This is a genomic window from Pseudoalteromonas sp. SR41-7 (assembly GCF_014163935.1).
Taxonomy (GTDB): domain Bacteria; phylum Pseudomonadota; class Gammaproteobacteria; order Enterobacterales; family Alteromonadaceae; genus Pseudoalteromonas; species Pseudoalteromonas distincta.
Genome location: NZ_JACJEF010000004.1, coordinates 28,048 through 47,380, shown reverse-complemented (window position 1 = coordinate 47,380; position 19,333 = coordinate 28,048). Strand labels below are relative to the sequence as shown.

At 38.8% G+C, this 19,333-nt stretch carries 14 protein-coding genes; 9 read left to right on the top strand and 5 right to left on the bottom strand.

Features of this window, described 5'->3' with window-relative positions; genetic code table 11:
- Positions 1-17 precede the first annotated feature (17 nt).
- Entirely contained in the window at positions 18-722 is a 705-nt protein-coding gene (pyrF, locus tag H5092_RS06545) for an orotidine-5'-phosphate decarboxylase (RefSeq protein WP_149602755.1), read from the top strand.
- A 93-nt stretch (positions 723-815) separates the two neighbouring features.
- Positions 816-1,190 carry a hypothetical protein gene (locus H5092_RS06540; RefSeq protein ID WP_024595713.1) on the top strand — a complete coding sequence of 125 codons (375 nt, stop codon included), beginning with the start codon at positions 816-818 and terminating at the stop codon, positions 1,188-1,190.
- Positions 1,191-1,229: 39 nt separating this feature from the next.
- Here the strand turns inward: H5092_RS06540 and H5092_RS06535 are convergent, their stop codons facing one another.
- The gene (locus H5092_RS06535) at positions 1,230-2,063 is read right to left on the bottom strand and encodes a S1 RNA-binding domain-containing protein (protein WP_002961188.1); all 834 of its coding nucleotides are present in this window, start codon (positions 2,061-2,063) and stop codon (positions 1,230-1,232) included.
- Between the two features lie 2 nt (positions 2,064-2,065).
- Entirely contained in the window at positions 2,066-3,394 is a 1,329-nt protein-coding gene (locus H5092_RS06530; RefSeq protein WP_002961190.1) for a DEAD/DEAH box helicase, read from the bottom strand.
- A gap of 208 nt (positions 3,395-3,602) precedes the next feature.
- On the opposite strand from H5092_RS06530, the gene H5092_RS06525 reads away from it, so the two are divergent.
- The 5 genes from H5092_RS06525 to H5092_RS06505 all read left to right on the top strand — a co-directional run bounded on the left by H5092_RS06525 (position 3,603) and on the right by H5092_RS06505 (position 11,678).
- Positions 3,603-4,610 carry a rhodanese-related sulfurtransferase gene (locus H5092_RS06525; RefSeq protein WP_182733170.1) on the top strand — a complete coding sequence of 336 codons (1,008 nt, stop codon included), beginning with the start codon at positions 3,603-3,605 and terminating at the stop codon, positions 4,608-4,610.
- A gap of 213 nt (positions 4,611-4,823) precedes the next feature.
- Positions 4,824-5,840 carry an efflux RND transporter periplasmic adaptor subunit gene (locus H5092_RS06520; protein WP_024600243.1) on the top strand — a complete coding sequence of 339 codons (1,017 nt, stop codon included), beginning with the start codon at positions 4,824-4,826 and terminating at the stop codon, positions 5,838-5,840.
- Positions 5,841-5,842: 2 nt separating this feature from the next.
- Positions 5,843-8,923 carry an efflux RND transporter permease subunit gene (locus tag H5092_RS06515; protein WP_182733169.1) on the top strand — a complete coding sequence of 1,027 codons (3,081 nt, stop codon included), beginning with the start codon at positions 5,843-5,845 and terminating at the stop codon, positions 8,921-8,923.
- 142 nt (positions 8,924-9,065) lie between these two features.
- Positions 9,066-10,961, top strand: coding sequence for a DUF294 nucleotidyltransferase-like domain-containing protein (locus tag H5092_RS06510; RefSeq protein ID WP_182733168.1), 1,896 nt, complete (start codon positions 9,066-9,068; stop codon positions 10,959-10,961).
- Positions 10,962-10,964: 3 nt separating this feature from the next.
- Positions 10,965-11,678: a 3'-5' exonuclease gene (locus H5092_RS06505; protein WP_182733167.1), complete on the top strand. Its 714-nt coding sequence runs from the start codon at positions 10,965-10,967 to the stop codon at positions 11,676-11,678.
- Positions 11,679-11,758: 80 nt separating this feature from the next.
- Here H5092_RS06505 and H5092_RS06500 read toward each other — a convergent pair whose 3' ends face one another.
- Entirely contained in the window at positions 11,759-13,339 is a 1,581-nt protein-coding gene (locus H5092_RS06500; RefSeq protein WP_002961195.1) for a BCCT family transporter, read from the bottom strand.
- A gap of 894 nt (positions 13,340-14,233) precedes the next feature.
- Between H5092_RS06500 and egtB the strand changes: the two genes are divergently transcribed.
- Positions 14,234-15,505: an ergothioneine biosynthesis protein EgtB gene (egtB, locus tag H5092_RS06495; protein ID WP_154903179.1), complete on the top strand. Its 1,272-nt coding sequence runs from the start codon at positions 14,234-14,236 to the stop codon at positions 15,503-15,505.
- The gene (gene egtD / locus H5092_RS06490; protein ID WP_182733166.1) at positions 15,502-16,476 is read left to right on the top strand and encodes an L-histidine N(alpha)-methyltransferase; all 975 of its coding nucleotides are present in this window, start codon (positions 15,502-15,504) and stop codon (positions 16,474-16,476) included. Before egtB ends, egtD begins: the two co-directional genes overlap by 4 nt.
- Positions 16,477-16,759: 283 nt before the next feature.
- Here egtD and H5092_RS06485 read toward each other — a convergent pair whose 3' ends face one another.
- Positions 16,760-17,647 (bottom strand): PhzF family phenazine biosynthesis protein, encoded by an 888-nt coding sequence (locus tag H5092_RS06485; protein ID WP_182733165.1) that lies wholly within the window; start codon positions 17,645-17,647, stop codon positions 16,760-16,762.
- Positions 17,631-19,304: an asparagine synthase B gene (asnB, locus tag H5092_RS06480; protein ID WP_182711293.1), complete on the bottom strand. Its 1,674-nt coding sequence runs from the start codon at positions 19,302-19,304 to the stop codon at positions 17,631-17,633. Before asnB ends, H5092_RS06485 begins: the two co-directional genes overlap by 17 nt.
- Positions 19,305-19,333: the final 29 nt, after the last annotated feature.

Sequence of the window (19,333 nt, the reverse complement as noted above, 5' to 3'; positions counted from 1 at the left end):
CATTCACTAGGATAGTTATGTCTTTCGAACACTCAAAAAAAATTCTTATTGCATTAGATTACGATGATCAAGAAGTTGCTTTAAACTTTGTTAAACAACTTTCTCCTGATACTTGCCGTCTCAAGGTCGGCAAAGAAATGTTTACCTATTTTGGACCTGCATTTGTTAAAGAGTTAATTGATTTAGGTTTTGATGTTTTCTTAGATTTAAAGTTTCATGATATTCCTAATACAGTAGCTAAAGCGGTTACTGCAGCTGCTAAAATGGGGGTGTGGATGGTAAACGTTCATGCATCTGGTGGCTTTGAAATGATGAGCAAAGCTAAATCGGCTCTAGAGAAATTTGGTGACAAAGCGCCATTACTTATCGCTGTTACTGTGTTAACAAGTATGGATGAAACAGAGCTTAAGCGTTTAGGTGTTGATAAATCAGCTCAAGAGCAAGTTATTTATTTAGCTAAGCTTGCAAAGGAAGCTGGGCTTGATGGTGTTGTGTGTTCTGCACAAGAAGCAAAAGCTTTAAAAACAGAGTTAGGTGATAGCTTTAAGCTTGTTACGCCTGGTATACGCCCTGAAGGGAGTGATGCGGGTGATCAAAAGCGTATAATGACACCTAAGCAAGCTATAGATTCAGGAAGTGACTATTTAGTTATAGGCAGACCGATTACTCAAGCAGATAATCCTGTAAAAGTGCTTAGTGATGTTAATAACTCTATAGCTTAATTTAACAATAAGCAGTCATATAGTGCTAAAACCCCTTACCTTATGTGAGTTTTATGTTACATTAATAAAATCAAAATGTAGTAGGGGTTTGTTTTGAAGTTATTTTTTGGTTCTATAGTAATTGTTATTGCGGGTTTTTCAGTAAATAAGTACGTTTTTTCTAATAAAGCATACGATGGTGTAACAACCGTTACAGATATAATTCCAACGTACCCAGTCGATATGTTTGATTTTAAAAAAACAATGCAAGATTATGCTCATCATCTGTGTTACAAAAATGAAGATACACTCATATCTCAGCATGTAAGCGTTAGTGAATGTATATCAAAGCTTGATGATAAAAAAACAGAATGTGAAAAAAAGGTTTTTCGTTTGGCGCCGCTCAATCTTGAGTCGGAAGTTGAAGTGCTTGATTATTCAAGGCAATATACGCAATGTACATTGCCTTATAAATATATTTTAGGTTAATTACAAACAGGTATTATTAGTAATTTCAGCCAATTATAATTAAGATCTTAAGCGAATGGATTTCGCTTCAATATCTATTAACTCTTGTTTAAATAAGCCACCAATTGCTTTTTTATAATTAGCCTTACTTGTAGAAAACATCTTCTTTATTGCTTCAGGATCAGACTTATCACCAAGTGGAATAACACCGCCTTCGTTTTTAAGCTTTTGCATAATAGTTTCACCAAGGTCACTTACTTTTCCCATACCTGGCTTTTCTAGTACAACGTCAATTTTTCCGTCGTCACGTACTTTTTGAATATAGCCTTTAAGCTTTTGACCCACAAATAAGCTTTTAAATACCATATTGTAAAAAACAACACCGAAGTGCGACTCTTCAATTAATACTTTGTAGCCAATATCTGTTTTGCCAGCAACAATTAAATCCACTTCTTGTAAGTGAGTATATTGCGGCTCATCTTTTGATAGGAAACGATTAAAGTTGTTTGAGGCACAAATACGTTGGCTTGCATTATCAAGATACAGGCGTACTAAATAAGAATGGCCTTCTTGCATGCGTGGCTTTTGTTCATTAAAAGGTGCAAGCACATCTTTCTCAAGCCCCCAATCTAAAAATGCCCCAATACTATTTATTTCTTTAACGCGTAGTAGGGCATACTCGCCTACTTGAGCATGTGGTTTCTTTATTGTTGCTGTGGCTAAATTAGCATTGTCTAAAAAGATAAATACACTAATACTATCGCCTGCTTCAAGCTCATGTTTTATTTCTTGTTTTGGTAAAAATACTTCACCTAAATCATGGCCGTCTAAGTAAGCACCTTCGTTACTCACTTCTTTTACAAATAATGTTTGTGTGGTTCCTAGGTAACTCATAATTATTCCTGCTCAGGCTTTTTTTTACGGCGCATTGGTGTATCGCCATCAATGTTCATCGGTGCTTTAATTGGTGCTGTAGGCTTTTTAGGTTTAGCTTTGCGCTTAAATGCAGGCTTTTTAACAGCGGCGGCTTTTTCTTTAGATTTGTCCCACGCTGCCTCAGGTTTTTTCTCTTTTAAACCTTTAAACTTAGCTTTTAGGCTCTCTACGCTCGCAAATTTTAATTCGTCATTTAAAAATGCTTTAATAGCTAAATAACTTGCCCAATCTTTTGGGCCAACTAATGAAATTGCATTTCCTTTAAAGCCAGCACGTCCTGTACGACCTATGCGGTGTACATACTCTTCAGCGTGTTTTGGTAAATCAAAGTTAATAACGTGCGTTACGCTTAATAAATCTAAACCACGAGATGCAACGTCGGTGGTGATCAATATTTTAAAGTTTTCGCGACTAAACGAATCCATGATATCTAAACGTTTGTTTTGCGTTAAATCACCAGCAAGCGCTACAGATTTGAAGCCTTTAGCATTAAGGGCTTCACTCAAACGGCTCGTGTCAGAACGCGTTGCTGTGAAGATAATACATTGACCAACATCATCTTGGTTTAAAAAATGCTCTAATAACGCTTCTTTATGATCAAGGTGATCGGCAAGGTATAACGTTTGTTTAATATCACTATGTTGCTCATTTGCTGCACTTAGCGTAATTTGCTTTGGTTTTTTTAATAGGTTACGTGATAGTGCATCTACTTGTGCATGGTCAAGTGTTGCAGAAAACAATAACGTTTGGCGTAGACGGTGATTAGCTTGCTCGTTAATCATTTTTAACTGCTCGGTAAAGCCTAAATCTAAAATACGATCGGCTTCATCAAAAATAAGCAGTTCTAGTCCGCTCAATTGTAATGAACGTTTTGTAATGTGATCAGCTAAACGCCCTGGTGTAGCAACTACGAATTGTGGGTCATTTCTAAGAGCTTTTATTTGGTCATTAAAGTTTTCGCCACCAAGTATTTTTACGGCCTTAATGGCTGTGCCAGCAATTAATAAACGCAGCTGAGTAAATACTTGCGTAGCAAGCTCACGCGTAGGAGCAACAATAAGTACACGAGGATCGCGTTTGCTGAGTGCTTTTTGTTTCATTACCCTTTGTACAGCAGGTAATAAAAACGCCAAGGTTTTGCCCGACCCAGTTTTAGACTGAGCGAAAATGTCATGCCCTGCAAGTGCGGTAGGCACTGCATGCGCTTGAATATCGGTGGGCTGGGTGATCCCTTGATGTGCTAGTTGTGTTTCAAGGCGTGTATCAATCCCAAGATCAGTAAACTGCAATGTGTGTTTCTCCAAAATGAGCAAATTAACTCTATAAATTTATTAGCGCATTATAGCTTACACAGCTAGGTCGCTAACAGTAAAAACCAATCTATAGCGCTATTTTTTGCAATTAAACTAAAAAAGCGTAAAATACGCGCCCCATATGCGCCGGATTTACGATTCGGTAAACGCCAATATTGGCTAACAAGGCAAAATAGGAAATATAATGACTGCTGTTCATAAAGATAATGTAACGGGCGATCACTTTGTAGTATGTGCGCTGTATAAGTTTGTAGGTTTACCTGAATTTGAAGCTATCCGTAAGCCATTACTAGAAGTGATGGAAGCAAATGAAGTACGCGGTACTTTATTGCTCGCTGCCGAAGGTATAAACGGCACTGTTTCTGCAAAACGAGAAGGGATAGACAACTTATTAGCATGGCTAGATGAGCAACCAAATTTAAAAAACATCGTTACAAAAGAATCTTACGACGATGAATGTCCGTTTTACCGCACTAAAGTAAAACTAAAAAAAGAAATTGTAACGATGGGGGTTGAAGGTGTAGACCCTCTAAAAGTTGTAGGTAGTTATGTTAAGCCTAATGAATGGAATGCGTTAATATCAGATCCTGACGTTATACTTATTGATACTCGTAATGATTACGAAATAGAAATAGGTACTTTTCAAAACGCAGTCGATCCAAACACTAAAACATTTCGTGAGTTTCCTCAGTGGGCAAAAGAAAACTTAGACCCTGAAAAACATAAAAAAGTGGCTATGTTTTGTACTGGCGGTATTCGCTGTGAAAAATCAACTGCGTATATGAAAGAGCAAGGCTTTGATGAGGTATATCATCTTGAAGGTGGTATTTTAAAGTACCTAGAAGAAGTGCCAAAAGAAGAAACAATGTGGGAAGGCGAGTGTTTTGTATTTGATAATCGTGTAGCGGTTGATCACGACTTACAAAAAGGTTCTTATGATCAATGTCACGCCTGTCGTATGCCAATTACAGAAGAAGAAAAATTAAAGCCTGAATACATGGAAGGTGTATCTTGCCATCATTGTATTGAAGAAGTAACGGACGAACAGCGGACACGCTTTGCTGAACGCCAAAAACAGATTGAGCTCGCGCAAGCACGTGGTGAAGGCCATATTGGTAGCGAAGCACAGGCAGTTTTACAGCAACGTAAAGAGGCTAAAAAAGCGCAAAAGGATGCTCAGCGCGGTAAATAACATTTATTAATGAATACTTTTATTAGCCCAGCTTATGCTGGGCTTTTTAGTTTTAACTGTCACTTGTATTTTTTGTTAGTTTTACCTAAATTGGTATCACCTACGTAAACTCATCCTATTGTTTTGCTAATTTATCGTTCTAACCTATTTATTGATCAAACAGCTGTTAGACTTCGTACGGTAATGAAAATAATAATTAGTTAGGGTGTAACTTTGAAATCTCGAATTTTATTAATCAGTACATTAAGTGCTTTACTATTTGTAACTTTACCAGCATTAAGCGCTAATGTTGTGGTACAAAAAATAACATTAGAGCGTGCTAAGCAACAAGTACAAGCAGTTGGTAATACAGAGGCAATTCATTCAGTTATGTTATACCCAGCGGTGGGTGATAAGGTGACCGCTGTATACTTTAAACCTGGCGATAAAGTAAAAAAAGGCGATATGTTACTCGAGCTCGACTCTCGCAGGCAAAAAGCCGCGCTTGATGAGGCTAAAATTAAACTTGCCGATACGCAAAGAATATTAGAGCGATTACAGCAAAGCCAGGCTAAAGGAGCTGTGCCTAAAAGTGACGTAGACGACGCTAAAACAGTTGTTGAACTTGCAAAAGTTACTTTAACTCAAGCACAAACAGAGCTTGAAGATAGAAAAGTTATTGCACCTTTAAATGGTATTATGGGGCTAACAGATGTTGAGGTTGGCGACAGAATTTCTGAGCTTACTGAAATAGCGAGTATTGATGACACGAGTGACTTGTATATTAATTTTAATGCGCCAGAATCAGCCATATCTATGCTACGCAATAAAAGTAATATAACAGTATTTCCTTGGCAGTCAGAAAGCCCAATTAACGCCCAAATTGCTTATTTAGATTCTCGAATAAATCCTCAAACTCGTACTCTTCGTGTTAAAGCAAAACTTAACAATGCGAATGAGCAGTTTTTGCCGGGTATGAGCTTTAGAGTTCATATTGAAGTATTAGGTGATAATTACGCTGCAATACCAGAAGCTGCGTTACTGTGGGGAGCAACGGGTCCTTACGTATGGACAAGTGTTGATAATAAAGCCACACGCGTTGATGTAAAAATAGAGCAACGCCTTGCAGGTCGATTATTAGTATCGGGCCCATTAAAAGAGGGTGATATTTTAGTTATTGAGGGCGTCCAACGCCTACGAGCTAAGCAAGAACTAAGCTTTAACGCAATTGATTCAGATTCGCAGGAGTAGGTATGAAACAACAACCTATGATGCAAGATTTACCATCAATGGCTATTCGTCGCCCTGTGCTTATAGTTGTACTCAACTTACTAATTATTATTGCCGGGATTGCAGCTATTGCAGGGATTGAGGTTAGGGAGCTCCCCGATGTAGATAGGCCGCGTATTACTGTTTCTGCACCATTTCCGGGTGGCTCACCAGAAACTGTAGACACTGAAGTAACCAGTAAACTAGAAGGCGCAGTAGCACGCGTAAGCGGTGTTAAATCAATACGAGCGCAAAGTGAAGAAGGAAATTCACGAATTGTCGTAGAGTTTAGGCCCGGAATTAATTTAGACGATGCAGCAAACGAAACGCGCGAATCGGTGGCACGTGTTCAACGAGATCTCCCCGAAGAAGTCGAGCGAGTATCCATTATTAAAGCCGATAACGATGCAGAAGCCGTTGTATCGTTAACCGTCTCTAGTGATAGTCTATCGCTTGAAGCACTTACTGAACGTGTTGATGTTGATTTAGCCCCGCAGTTTTTAACCATTCCAGGTGTTGCGGATGTACGCTTAAATGGTGATAGGGAGCGAGTATTAAGAGTACGAATTGATCCCCTTAAACTAAGCAGCTTCAATTTAACGATTCCAGATGTTGCACAAGTACTTAGCCAAGCTCCGTTTGACGTGCCAGCAGGAAGTTTAAAATCAAACGATCAACAAATTATCGTACGGGCTGATGCTACATCAATAACACCAGAGCAAGTGGGCGACATTATAATTCAAGGTGATACCCGCATTAGCGATATTGCAGCTGTTTACTTTGGTCCCGCTGATCCACGTTCTATGGTAAGACTCAACGGTAAACCTGTTATAGGCATGGAGATAATTCGTCAAGCCCAATCAAATACGATAGAAATATCTGATGAAGTGTTAAAGCTCATCAACAGCATGCAAACGCGCTTTCCTGAAATGGAATTTACCCTTACGTCTGATGATGCACAGTTTATTAGAAGCTCAGTTGATGAAGTTATTTACTCTTTATTACTTACTGTGTTGTTAGTAATTGTAACGCTTTGGGTTTTTATCGGCTCTTGGCGTGCCACACTTGTACCTGCTTTTGCAATCCCCGTGGCGTTAATTGGCTCATTAGCACTGATTTGGGCACTTGGTTTTTCAATTAACATTTTAACTTTACTAGCCCTTGTACTTGCCACCGGTTTAATTGTAGATGATGCCATTGTAGTTAGTGAAAATATTCAGCGACAACGAGGATTAGGTTTAGGCAGACGTGCAGCTGCGGTAATAGGAACACGAGAAGTGTTTTTTGCGGTAATAGCAACAACTGCAGTACTTGCAGCTGTATTTATACCTATTGCATTTTTACCTTCAACCGCTGGGCGGCTGTTTAGAGAGTTTGGAGGTGTACTTGCAGGCGCCGTTATTATTTCAAGCTTTGTAGCTTTATCATTAGTACCAGCGCTAACTTCAAAGCTAAAACTAAAACAGGGTGGTTTTCATCCATTTGCTAAAGTAGGTCATTGGCTTGGTGGTATTTATACAAAATCAATTCACAAAGTGCTAGACCATGCGTGGGTTACATTTATAGCCTGTGTATTGGTAGCGGCTGGCTCAGGCGCTTTATATACAAGTTTAGATAGTGAATTACTACCAACAGAAGATCGTGGAAAAATACGTATATTTGCACGAGGCCCTGACGGTGTAGGGTTAAACTTTATGGATAGACAAGCCATAAAAATGGAAGATATTTTATTACCTTTTATTGATAGCGGCGAAATAGAATCAATTTATACGGTAGTTGGCCAATGGGATCCAAATATAGTATTTATCACTGTGCCATTAAAGCATTGGGATGAAAGAAATTTTACTCAACAAGAAATAATCAATAAAATTCGTCAGCCCTTGGGTGATATTCCCGGTGCACCAGCATCTCCAGGCGGTGCAAATAGTTTAAATTTACGTGGTCAAGGTGGCGGTGTTGAAATAGCCTTACTAGGTCAAGACTACCTACAAATATTTAAAGCTGCGCAGCAGTTTTCAGCGGCACTTGAAAAAGCAGTGCCTGAAGTTGCCCCTGTTCGTATTTCCTATCAGCCATCGCAACCACAGCTTAGAGTTAATATAGACAGACGGCGTGCGCAAGAACTGGGTGTAGCGCTGAGCGACATAGCAATTACACTGAGAGCGGCTATTAACGGAGATGATGTTGAAGATTTAAACATAGGCGATCAATCCGTTCCTATAATGTTGCAAGCTCAAAATCAAACCATAAACGATCCGAGCGATTTAGCTAATTTATATATTAGAGCTGGCAATAACAGCTTAGTGCCATTAAGTAGTGTTGCTTATATCTCTGAAGAAGGTGTAGCAGCTGAACTTGAGCGACATGCACAGCGCCGCTCTATTGAGCTCAGTATGGAATTGCCCGAAGGATTAACTATCGCCTCTTTAGTAGATCAAATTAAGCAGGTGTCTGAGCAATCATTAGCGCCTGGTATTGCACTTGCGTTTAAAGGTGAAGCACTGACCTATGAGGAAACATCTAACGAAGTGCTTGTAACCTACGTATTGGCTTTTTTAATTGTATTTTTAGTTCTTGCTGCCCAGTTCGAAAATGTAAATAGTGCTGTCGTGGTTATGATAACCGTACCATTTGGTATTACATCTGCAATTTTAGCGCTTTATTTAACGGGGACATCGTTAAATATATACTCTCAAATTGGCTTAGTTATGCTGATTGGCTTAATCGCTAAAAACGCTATATTACTGGTTGAATTTGCCGACCAATTACGCGACCAAGGTCTATCTGTCAGAAAAGCTGTTGAGCAAGCTGCACTAGTACGTTTAAGGCCCATTACAATGACTCTTATATCGACCTTGTTAGGTGCGTTACCATTAATTATGTCTACCGGTGCGGGCGCTGAAGCACGAAATGCAATTGGTTGGGTGGTGTTTGGTGGCCTAGCGCTCGCCGTATTATTTACCCTTTACCTTACACCTGTTATTTACTTAGGTTTAGCTCGCTTTACGACCCCTCGAGGCGATGAATCTAAAGAGCTCGAACAAGAGCTAGAAAAGCTAACTTAAAATGTAATTAAAGCTAGACTCACTACTCTTTTAGCTTAAAACAGTAGTGGGTCTTAGTTATATCTTGATTGGCTATATTTGTTTGTTAAGATAACCACCTAAGCATATACATGCCTTACTGTGTGGTCACAAGGAATCCCCTATGCAAGCCGAACAAGTTGAAATCGCACAATTTTTAGCACAACATCCTCCTTTTGATGACTTACCTCAAAAAGCGCTTAATGAGCTAGCTCAACAAGTAGAAGTGGCTTATTTTAGAGCAAAAACAGATATATTGAGTTTTGGACAAGACATTTCTGACTTGTATGTAATTAGAAGTGGCTCTGTAGAAATGTACCGCCGAAATGGCGAGCTGTATAATCGTTTGGCTACCGCAGGTATATTTGGTCAAATGGGTTTATTGATGAACCGTAAGGTACGTTTTCCTGCAACTGCTCTTGAAGATACGTTAGTATATTGCATAAATGTCGAGCTATTTAATCGTTACTGTGATCAGTTTGATGCGTTTGCTGATTACTTCGAAACAGACGGTAACGTGCGTTTGCATCAAGCTATTGTCGAGCAAGCCGATGGCAATGACCTGACAACCGCGAAGGTAAAATCATTAATTCACAGAGATGTAGTCACCGTAGATGCAACCTCTACGATACAAGATATCGCTAAATTAATGACCGAAGAGGCGGTATCGTCAGTGTTGGTAACCGATGTAAATAAACCCATAAATGATGACCCAGAAGAAGATGATGGACAAGTAGTTGGTATAATAACCGATAGGGATTTACGCACTAAAGTAGTGGCTAAAGGGCTTGCCTTTAACACGCAAGCAAAAGACATTATGTCCACTAACTTAGTACTATTAGATGCTAATGACTATATTTTCGAAGCTGTATTGGCCATGCTTAGAGATAACTTACATCATTTGCCAGTAGTACAAAAAAGACGCCCAATAGGCGTTATCTCCCTCTCTGATATTTTGCGTTATGAATCCCAAAGCAGCTTATTACTTGTACGTGGCATACTGGCTCAACAAACAATAGAGGATTTGGCGCATTATGCACGCCAATTGCCCAATGTGTTTGTTCGTATGGTGAATGAAGATGCAAACTCACACATGGTTGGTACAGCCATGGCTGTTATAGGGCGTACATTTAAACAAAGACTACTTGTATTAGCAGAAGAAAAGTTTGGGCCACCTCCTGTGCCTTACTGTTTTATTGCTCTGGGCTCAATGGCTCGAGACGAGCAACTTATTGTAACCGATCAAGACAACGCGCTTATTTTAGATGACAGTTATGACGACGAAAAACATAACGCGTATTTTCAAAATATTGCCGATTTTGTGTGTGATGGTTTAGCGCAGTGTGGTTACACCTACTGTGATGGAGAAATTATGGCGTCGTTTAAAAAATGGCGTAAAACTCGCTCACAGTGGTTCGATCAATTTGCAGATTGGATCGCGCAGCCAAAACCACAAGCATTGCTTAATAGTTCTATATTTTTTGACTTAGACGGTGTGTGGGGTAAAACCAAGTGGGCCGACGAGCTTAAAATATTTATAGCAAAACAGAGTAAAGTAAATCGCGTATTTTTAGCTAATATGGCAGCAAATGCTAGAAATAGAACACCTCCACTAGGTTTCTTTAAAGGCTTTGTTATGGAGCATAATGGCCAACATAAGCGTTCAATGAACTTAAAGCGAAGAGGGACTGCACCTCTTTCTGATGTTATTCGCGTGCACGCATTGGCTATTGGTTCACGTAAACAAAATTCGTTTGAACGACTAGAAGATATTATTGAAGCGAAACTTTTACCACAGGGTAAAGCGCAAGATTTACGTGATGCACTTGAGTATATTGCCATGATGCGAATTCGCCATCAAGCGTGGCAAATAGAGAAGGGCGAAGAGCCCGATAACGACTTAGATCCACATTTACTTTCTCCGTTCGAGCAACGAAACTTAAAAGAGGCATTCGCCATTTTAGAAAAAGCACAAAGCTATTTAAAATTTAGTTACACAGCAAACTCTGGTGTGAAGTAGCCTATGAATCCGCGTAATCATAAAGCAATTGATTGGCAAGCTAGTAGGTATAACGAGCTTGCCAATAGCACCAAAAATAAACTCTTAAAACACTTTTATGCGGGTGCTTATAACCAAGACAAAGCTGCAATAAAAGACGTACCTTTTGTAGCAATGGATTTTGAAACAACAGGCTTAAATAGCCAAAACGACGATATAGTGAGTGTGGGTTTAGTGCCGTTCAATTTAGAGCGCATTTATTGTAAGCACAGTCGGCATTGGGTTGTGCAGCCTAGGCGAAACCTTCATGAAGAGTCTATTTTAATACATGGAATAACGCACTCTGAGGTGGACGACGCCCCCGACTTTAATCAAATTATAGAGCCTTTACTTGAAGCGCTCAGTGGTAAAGTTGTCGTGGTGCATTATGCCGCAATAGAACGTCACTTTTTAAATAATGCGTTATTGTTAAGGCTTAAAGAAGGTATTGAGTTTGCACTTGTTGATACAATGGAAATAGAAAAAAGAGCACTAAAAGCAAGGCAGGGTTTATTAGGGCGATTGTTTAACACAAAATTAGGTTCTCTTAGGCTAACAGATTGCCGTGCGCGTTATTCCCTACCAGCATATCAAAATCACAATGCGTTAACGGATGCACTTGCTACAGCAGAACTTTTACAAGCGCAACTGAGTTATCATTATCGTGTAGATACTCCAATCTCAGAGCTGTGGTTCTAGCTTTTAATGACCAAACAAAAAAACGCCGCAAAAATTGCGGCGTTTTCGTTACTAATTAAAAGTGTTACTTACTAAAAGTATTATTTAACTGGGCGAGGCTCAGTTCGTAAACCTAAAACTAAACTTAAACACATAAATAATAATACAATAGTAAATGGCAAGCCTGTAGAGACAGCGCCTGCTTGTAGTGCTTCAATTGCTTGTGTGCCACCAATCCAAAGTAAAGCAGCTGCAATTGCGCCCTCAACCGATGCCCAAAATATACGTTGTGGTACCGGTGCATCAATTTTACCGCCAGCTGTAATTGAATCAATTACTAATGAACCAGAGTCAGATGACGTAATGAAAAATACCAACACTAATAAAATTGCAATAAACGATAAAATATTAGATAAAGGTAATTCATCAAGCATTTGGAACATAGCTAAAGGTACATCAGTTAAACCATTAGTGCCTAACGCACCAACACCATTAACTACTTGATCAATCGCAATACCACCGTAAATAGACATCCATAAAACAGTAACTAGAGTAGGAATAAGTAAAACCGCAATTAAGAATTCACGAATTGTACGACCACGTGATACACGCGCGATAAACATACCTACAAACGGTGACCAGGAAATCCACCAAGCCCAGTAAAACACAGTCCAACCATGCATCCATGTTTCGTCTTCACGACCGTGAGGATTACTCAATGGAATAATATTTTCTACATAGCCCATCACGGTAGTGGGTACATTACCCATTGCTACAGCAAAGCCTACTAAACATACAAACAATAATAATGAAAACGCAATTAGCATATTTACATTACTTAGTAGTTTCACACCACCGTCAATACCACGAACCACAGAGACAATGGCTAAAAGTGTTACACCCGCAATAACTAGAATTTGAGAGCCAATGCCACCTTCTGTACCAAATACATGGTTAATGCCTGCAGAAGCTTGCTGCGCACCTAAACCTAAAGATGTTGCAAGGCCAAATAACGTAGCAAGTACAGCTAAGATATCAATGATATGGCCAGGCCAACCCCAAGCTCTATCACCCAATATAGGGTAAAAAATAGAACGAATTGAAAGTGGTAAACCTTTGTTATAGGTAAAAAACGCAAGAGATAAACCAACAACTGCGTAAATAGCCCAAGGGTGAAGACCCCAATGAAACATAGTTGCGCCCATTGCTAATTTTGCAGCTTCTGGTGTATTAGCGGCTACATTAAGCGGTGTTTCGTACCAACCAGTAAAGTAAGCAACTGGTTCAGCAACGCCCCAAAACATAAGGCCGATACCCATACCGGCAGCAAATAACATAGCAAGCCATGAAACGCGAGAGTGAGAAGGTTTAGCGTCATCACCACCAAGGCGAATATTACCGTAAGGAGAAACAATAAGTGCTAAACAAAAGAGTACAAAGAAGTTAGCAGCCCACATAAATAGGGCATCAAAATTATTAATAATATCGGTCTTGATACTATCAAGCGCTGTTTTTGCAGTTTGTGGGTCGGTAACAAGTATGGCGATTAAAAAGATGACAATCAGGCCCGCACTAGTTCCAAAAACAGGGTTGTGAATATCAAACCCCCACTTTTGTACGTTGTCCTGACCTACGGTGTAATCCGTGTTGTCAATACTATATTTGTCATGATTTTCCTTCATGCAATACCTCTTTAGTTGTCCTAACAAGCCAAAATAAATTCGGCGTCATATCGAATTACATTAGTCTTTAAATATTAAGTAAAAAGTAATACCGTAATTATTCGAAGACTAACTAATTTGAAGCGTGATCATACAGCTAGTAGTGTATGAGTTAAATATTAAATGTAAATGAATTTGTATTTAAAACGCTGTTTATATGGCCAAATTCATGATTTTTTCATTTAAAAGCCCTAAATTTAAAAATTCAGTGAACGTTAAAATTTAGTTTGCTATTAAAAGTATTAATTTACTTGGTTAAGTAAAAAAAGATCATTTTTAAGTAGCTTAATTAATGCTTAAATATTAGGGCTTGTTAGTCTTTTAGGATTGAAATTTGTTAAGTCTAGTCGCGATTTAATCGCTCCTAGATTTATAGCTTAGCGGTTCGGTAACAGCTTATGCGTTATTTTTCATGCTTGCATGCACGTAAGAATAATCAAAAACCGGCTAGCGAAGAGCAAATTTCTCTTCAAGGCTATTATAAATTTATAAGCCGATAAGCACCTTTAATCAAGTTGTAATATGAATATGATTTAACACAACATTAGGGCATGTTGAATTTTGGCGATTGAATTTACAGTAGTATGTTTGGTTTTTAGGCAAGGCAGAGCCTATGTAGTGTGGTCATTCCCCATAAATAGGCGATAACGCAGCATAAATACCAAACATACACTGCCCTTTGGGTTCTTTCTAGGGACGATTAACTCTTTGTTACTCGGTTTTTACTTAGCCCACTAGGTTACAAACCTCGTGCCGCGATTTAATCGCCTCTAGATTGAACAAATTTCAATCCAAAAAGCTCAGCATGCCCTAAGCTATATTTTATAAATAGATAGGCAAAGGATTAATACTATTATGCGTGAAAGCGTTACAAACGATACCAATCAAAATGTACTTGTTAAACGCTTTTGCAGCGTTAGAGACGAAAGCCTAGCTATTATTGAGCCACTCACTGTAGAAGATTGCCAATTACAAGCTATGGCTGATGCCAGTCCTACTAAATGGCATTTAGCGCATACCACGTGGTTTTTTGAAACATTTTTACTTAGTGTTCATTGTAAACAGTACGCAGTGTTTAACCCTCACTATAAAATGCTTTTTAATTCTTACTACAATGGGATTGGAGAGCAATTCAAACGGGCAAACAGAGGAAGCTTATCTAGGCCAGGTTTAGACGAAGTGCTAGCTTACAGAGAACATGTAGATAGCCGCGTGATTGAATTACTTAAGACTGACGTTAACCCGCACATTAAAGATATTATTGAACTTGGGTTACACCACGAGCAACAGCATCAAGAACTAATGCTTATGGACATCAAATATAACTTTTCAGTAAATCCATTATTTCCTCAATATAAAACATCGCTTTTAAATAGCCAAAAAAAATCAGCTGATATTAAACCCCTTAATTTTATCAATTTTGAACAAGCCATTATTAATATTGGCACAAATGCCGACGATGAATTTGCATATGATAACGAGTGCCCCAAACACCAAGTACTAATTCATCCATTCAGTTTTGCTAATAGATTGGTCACTAATGGTGAATATTTAGACTTTATAAATGCCGGTGGATATAGCAATCCACAATATTGGTTAAGCGACGGTTGGGCGCATATTCAAAACACTCGTTTAACGCATCCATTATATTGGCATTACATAAATAACGAATGGTTTGAGTTTACACACTATGGATTGCAGCCTTTAAATTTAAGTGCTCCCATCAGCCATGTTAGTTATTTTGAGGCCAGCGCCTACGCTAATTTTGTAAAGGCTCGCTTGCCTACAGAGTTCGAGTGGGAATATGCAGCTAAAAATACACCTTCAACAGACACTAATAATAACTATCTAACACCACAACAAACAAAAGATGATACTGAAATAAACCAGTTAACGGATTCATGTTGGCAATGGACAAACAGTGCATATTTGCCATACCCCGGTTTTAAGCCTATTGAAGGAGTAGCAGGGGAATACAATGGTAAATTTATGAATAACCAAATGGTGTTACGGGGCGGGTGTGTGTTTACCCCTCAAGACCATTTACGACAAACATACCGAAATTTTTATTACCCACATCAAGCGTGGATGTGCAGCGGGATAAGACTAGCTAAGGATATAGTATGAGCCAAGTAACAGCGATTAAACAAAGTAACATAACCGACACTGAATTTTTAAACGACGTGATAAGCGGATTAACTCAACAACAAAAAACGCTTCCGTGTAAGTATTTTTACGATGATAAAGGTGCTGCATTATTCGAGCAAATAACATCCTTACAAGAGTATTATGTTACACGTACGGAGTTGTCTATTTTAGAGCAATACTCGCAGTCGATTGCTCAAATGCTACCTGAAAATCTCTCTATTATTGAGCCTGGGTGTGGTTCGGGTAAAAAGGTCGCGTATTTATTAGCGCACATGGCAAACGTAAAAACCTTCGTACCGTTTGAAATTTCTGAGGAAATGCTCAGTTATTCACTTGCACATTTATCACCATTATTCCCAGATTTGGCCATTTCGCCATTACTAGGAGACTTTACACATAGCCAAATGGTTAAACAGCTAACCAAAGACACCGCTTTAGATAGTCAAACCAATTTGGTGTATTTTCCAGGCTCTACTCTTGGTAATTTTGCCCCAGTTAAAGCTATAGAAATTATGAATAATTTCCATCGCTTATGTGGTGTAAACGGTTATGTATTAATTGGGATTGATTTAGTAAAAGAGCGCCAAGTGTTACTTGATGCATATAACGATAAAGCGGGAATCACCGCCGCATTTAATAAAAATTTACTACAACGTATTAATAACGAGCTAAACGGCACATTTAATTTAGATAACTTTAGCCACGAGTCACGCTTTAACGAGCAACATAGCCGTATTGAAATGCATTTAGTAAGTAACTGTAATCAAAGCGTGGTTATAAATGATCAGCAAATAGACTTTATTGAAGGCGAAAGTATCCATACAGAAAACTCTCATAAGTACACGCTCGAATCGTTTAAGCAGCTTGCAGCGCAAGCTAATTTAAAGTTAGAGCAAACATGGCAAGACGATAGTAACTATTTTGCATTGTGCTTATTACGACCGCTATAAACGTTTACTTAATATGTTTAGGGCGTGTTGATCTTTGATAGTTGAATTTGCAGCAATATGTTTGGTTTTTAGGCAAGGCAGAGCCTATGAAGTGTGGTTATTCCACATAAATAGGCGATAACGCAGCATAAATGCCAAACATGTGCCGCCCTTCGGGTACTGCCTAGGGGCGATAAACTATTTGTTGCTCGATTTTTACTTAGCCCACTAGGTTACAAACCTCGCGCCGCGCTTTAATCGGCCCTAGATTGAACAAATTTCAATTCGCAAAGATCAACACGCCCTAGTAAATGACAACTTTAGCATTGCTAAACTCATAGCTTAGCAATGCACCATTATTTGATTGCTGTATAAGCTTAGCTTTATTTAAACCGTATAGTCTAAATAGCAGGGGGGCAATAACAGATACCGCAGAGCCCGTTGCACTGTCCTCATTTACTCCAAACTGGGGTGCAAAATATCTAAAATGCGCTATGGCATTTTTCTTGTCTTTATTTTTTATACTGAAGGCAATTACTGCATTTTTGTGGAGTTTACTCAAAGCTTTAAAATCAACGTGTAAGCTTTTTAAATCGTCTTTTTCAACGTCTTTACTAAACTCTTTACTAAATTCTTTATTAAATTCTTCATTAAATAACACAACCGTATAACCGTTATTTTCGCCGGTACTGTAGGCTACTTTTATTGCGGATGAAAACACACTTTTTAACTCACCTTTAGCTAATTCGCTTTTTTTAGGCTCTATACTTTTTAGTAACAACTGTGCGCGTTGTTTTTTTACTCTTATAGTAAAGCGCTCATTACTCATTGATATAAATACTTCAGGGCAATAACCAAAATACTTTATTAAAAAATTAGCGGCCGCTAAAGTACCATGCCCACAGCGTTTAATTTCACTTGTTTGGTTGAACCAGCGAATATTACAATGGCGTTTAGTTATCTCATTTTGATTTAAAAATACGGTAGCAGGGTGGTTTGATTGTGATGCAATATATTGCATTGTTTTTGATGTTAACCCAATTTTATAAATAACAATTAAAGCACTTGAGCCTTTTAAGTTATTTGCAGGGCTATAAAAAACAGATTCGGTGGAAGTGAGTTTTATACAGCGAAGCGTAAGCCATTTGGGCTTACGCTTCGTTAAACAAAGAGTGTTATCCTTTGCTTGCATACGCGTCGTTATGAACGCCCGCAGCACGACCTGATGGATCTGCATTGTTTTGGAACGATGCGTCCCATGCAAGTGCTTCAGGAGTCGAACACGCTACCGATTTGCCATGTGGTACACATTTAGCTGATGCATCACCAGGAAAGTGAGATTCAAAAATAGTACGGTAGTAGTAAGCTTCTTTTGAATCTGGCGTATTAATAGGGTATTTAAATTTAGCATTTGCAAGCTCTTGATCGCTCACTTGCTCATTTACAAACTCTTTTAACGTATCAATCCAACTGTAACCAACACCGTCTGAAAATTGCTCTTTTTGGCGCCATAAAACTTCATCAGGCAAGTAGCCATCAAAACCTTCACGTAAAATGTGTTTTTCAATTTTGCCATCTTTACACATTTTGGCTTCAGGGTTGATACGCATAGCAACATCAACAAATTCTTTATCAAGGAACGGTACACGTGCTTCAACGCCCCATGCTGCCATTGATTTATTAGCACGTAAACAGTCAAACATATGCAGTTTTGATACTTTACGGTTTAGCTCTTCATGAAACTCTTGTGCGTTAGGAGCTTTATGGAAGTATAAGTAACCACCAAATAGCTCATCAGCACCTTCGCCAGATAACACCATTTTAATGCCCATCGCTTTAATTTGGCGAGCCATTAAGTACATAGGTGTAGAGGCACGAATCGTTGTTACATCATACGTTTCAATGTGGTAAATCACTTCACGCAGAGCATCAATACCTTCTTGAATGGTAAAAATGATAGGGTGGTGAATAGTACCAATCATGTCAGCTACTTTTTGAGCAGCGGCTAAATCAGGTGAACCCTCAAGGCCTACTGAAAAAGAATGCAACTTAGGCCACCATGCATCGCTTTCATCGTTATCTTCAATACGTTTGGCAGCAAAACGCTGGGTAATAGCAGAGATAACCGATGAGTCCAAACCACCAGAAAGTAATACACCGTATGGTACATCACACATTAGCTGGCGTTTAACGGCCGCTTCTAATGCATCTTTAACGTCTTGCGCTTGTGCGCTGTTATCTTTAACTGCATCAAATGTTTCCCAATCACGCTTGTAATAAGGCGTGATTTTGCCATCTTTGCTGTACAGGTAATGCCCTGGTGGAAATTCTTCAATATGCTTACAAATTGGAGAGAGTGCTTTTAGCTCTGAAGCAACGTAAAAGTTACCGTGCTCGTCGTGACCAGTGTAAAGCGGGATAATACCAATATGGTCACGGCCAATTAAGTAAGCGTCATTTTCTTCATCGTATAAACAAAATGCAAAAATGCCATTTAGATCATCTAAAAAGTCAGATCCTTTTTGTTTATAAAGCGCTAAAATAACTTCACAGTCTGATTGAGTTTGAAAAGTAAAATCAACATCTAGCTCTGCTGCAAGTTCTTTATGATTATAAATCTCGCCATTAACCGCTAAAATATTTGTTTTTTCAGGATTGTATAAAGGCTGTGCACCGCTTGATACACCAACAATAGCTAAACGCTCATGTACTAAAATAGCTTTTTCAGATGCATATACACCAGACCAATCTGGGCCACGGTGTCTAAGCAGCTTTGACATTTCAATTGCTTGGGTACGCAATTGAGCGGGATCAGATTTAATATCTAATACCCCAAAAATTGAACACATAGTAACTCCTCATTCCTATTATGTGTGCA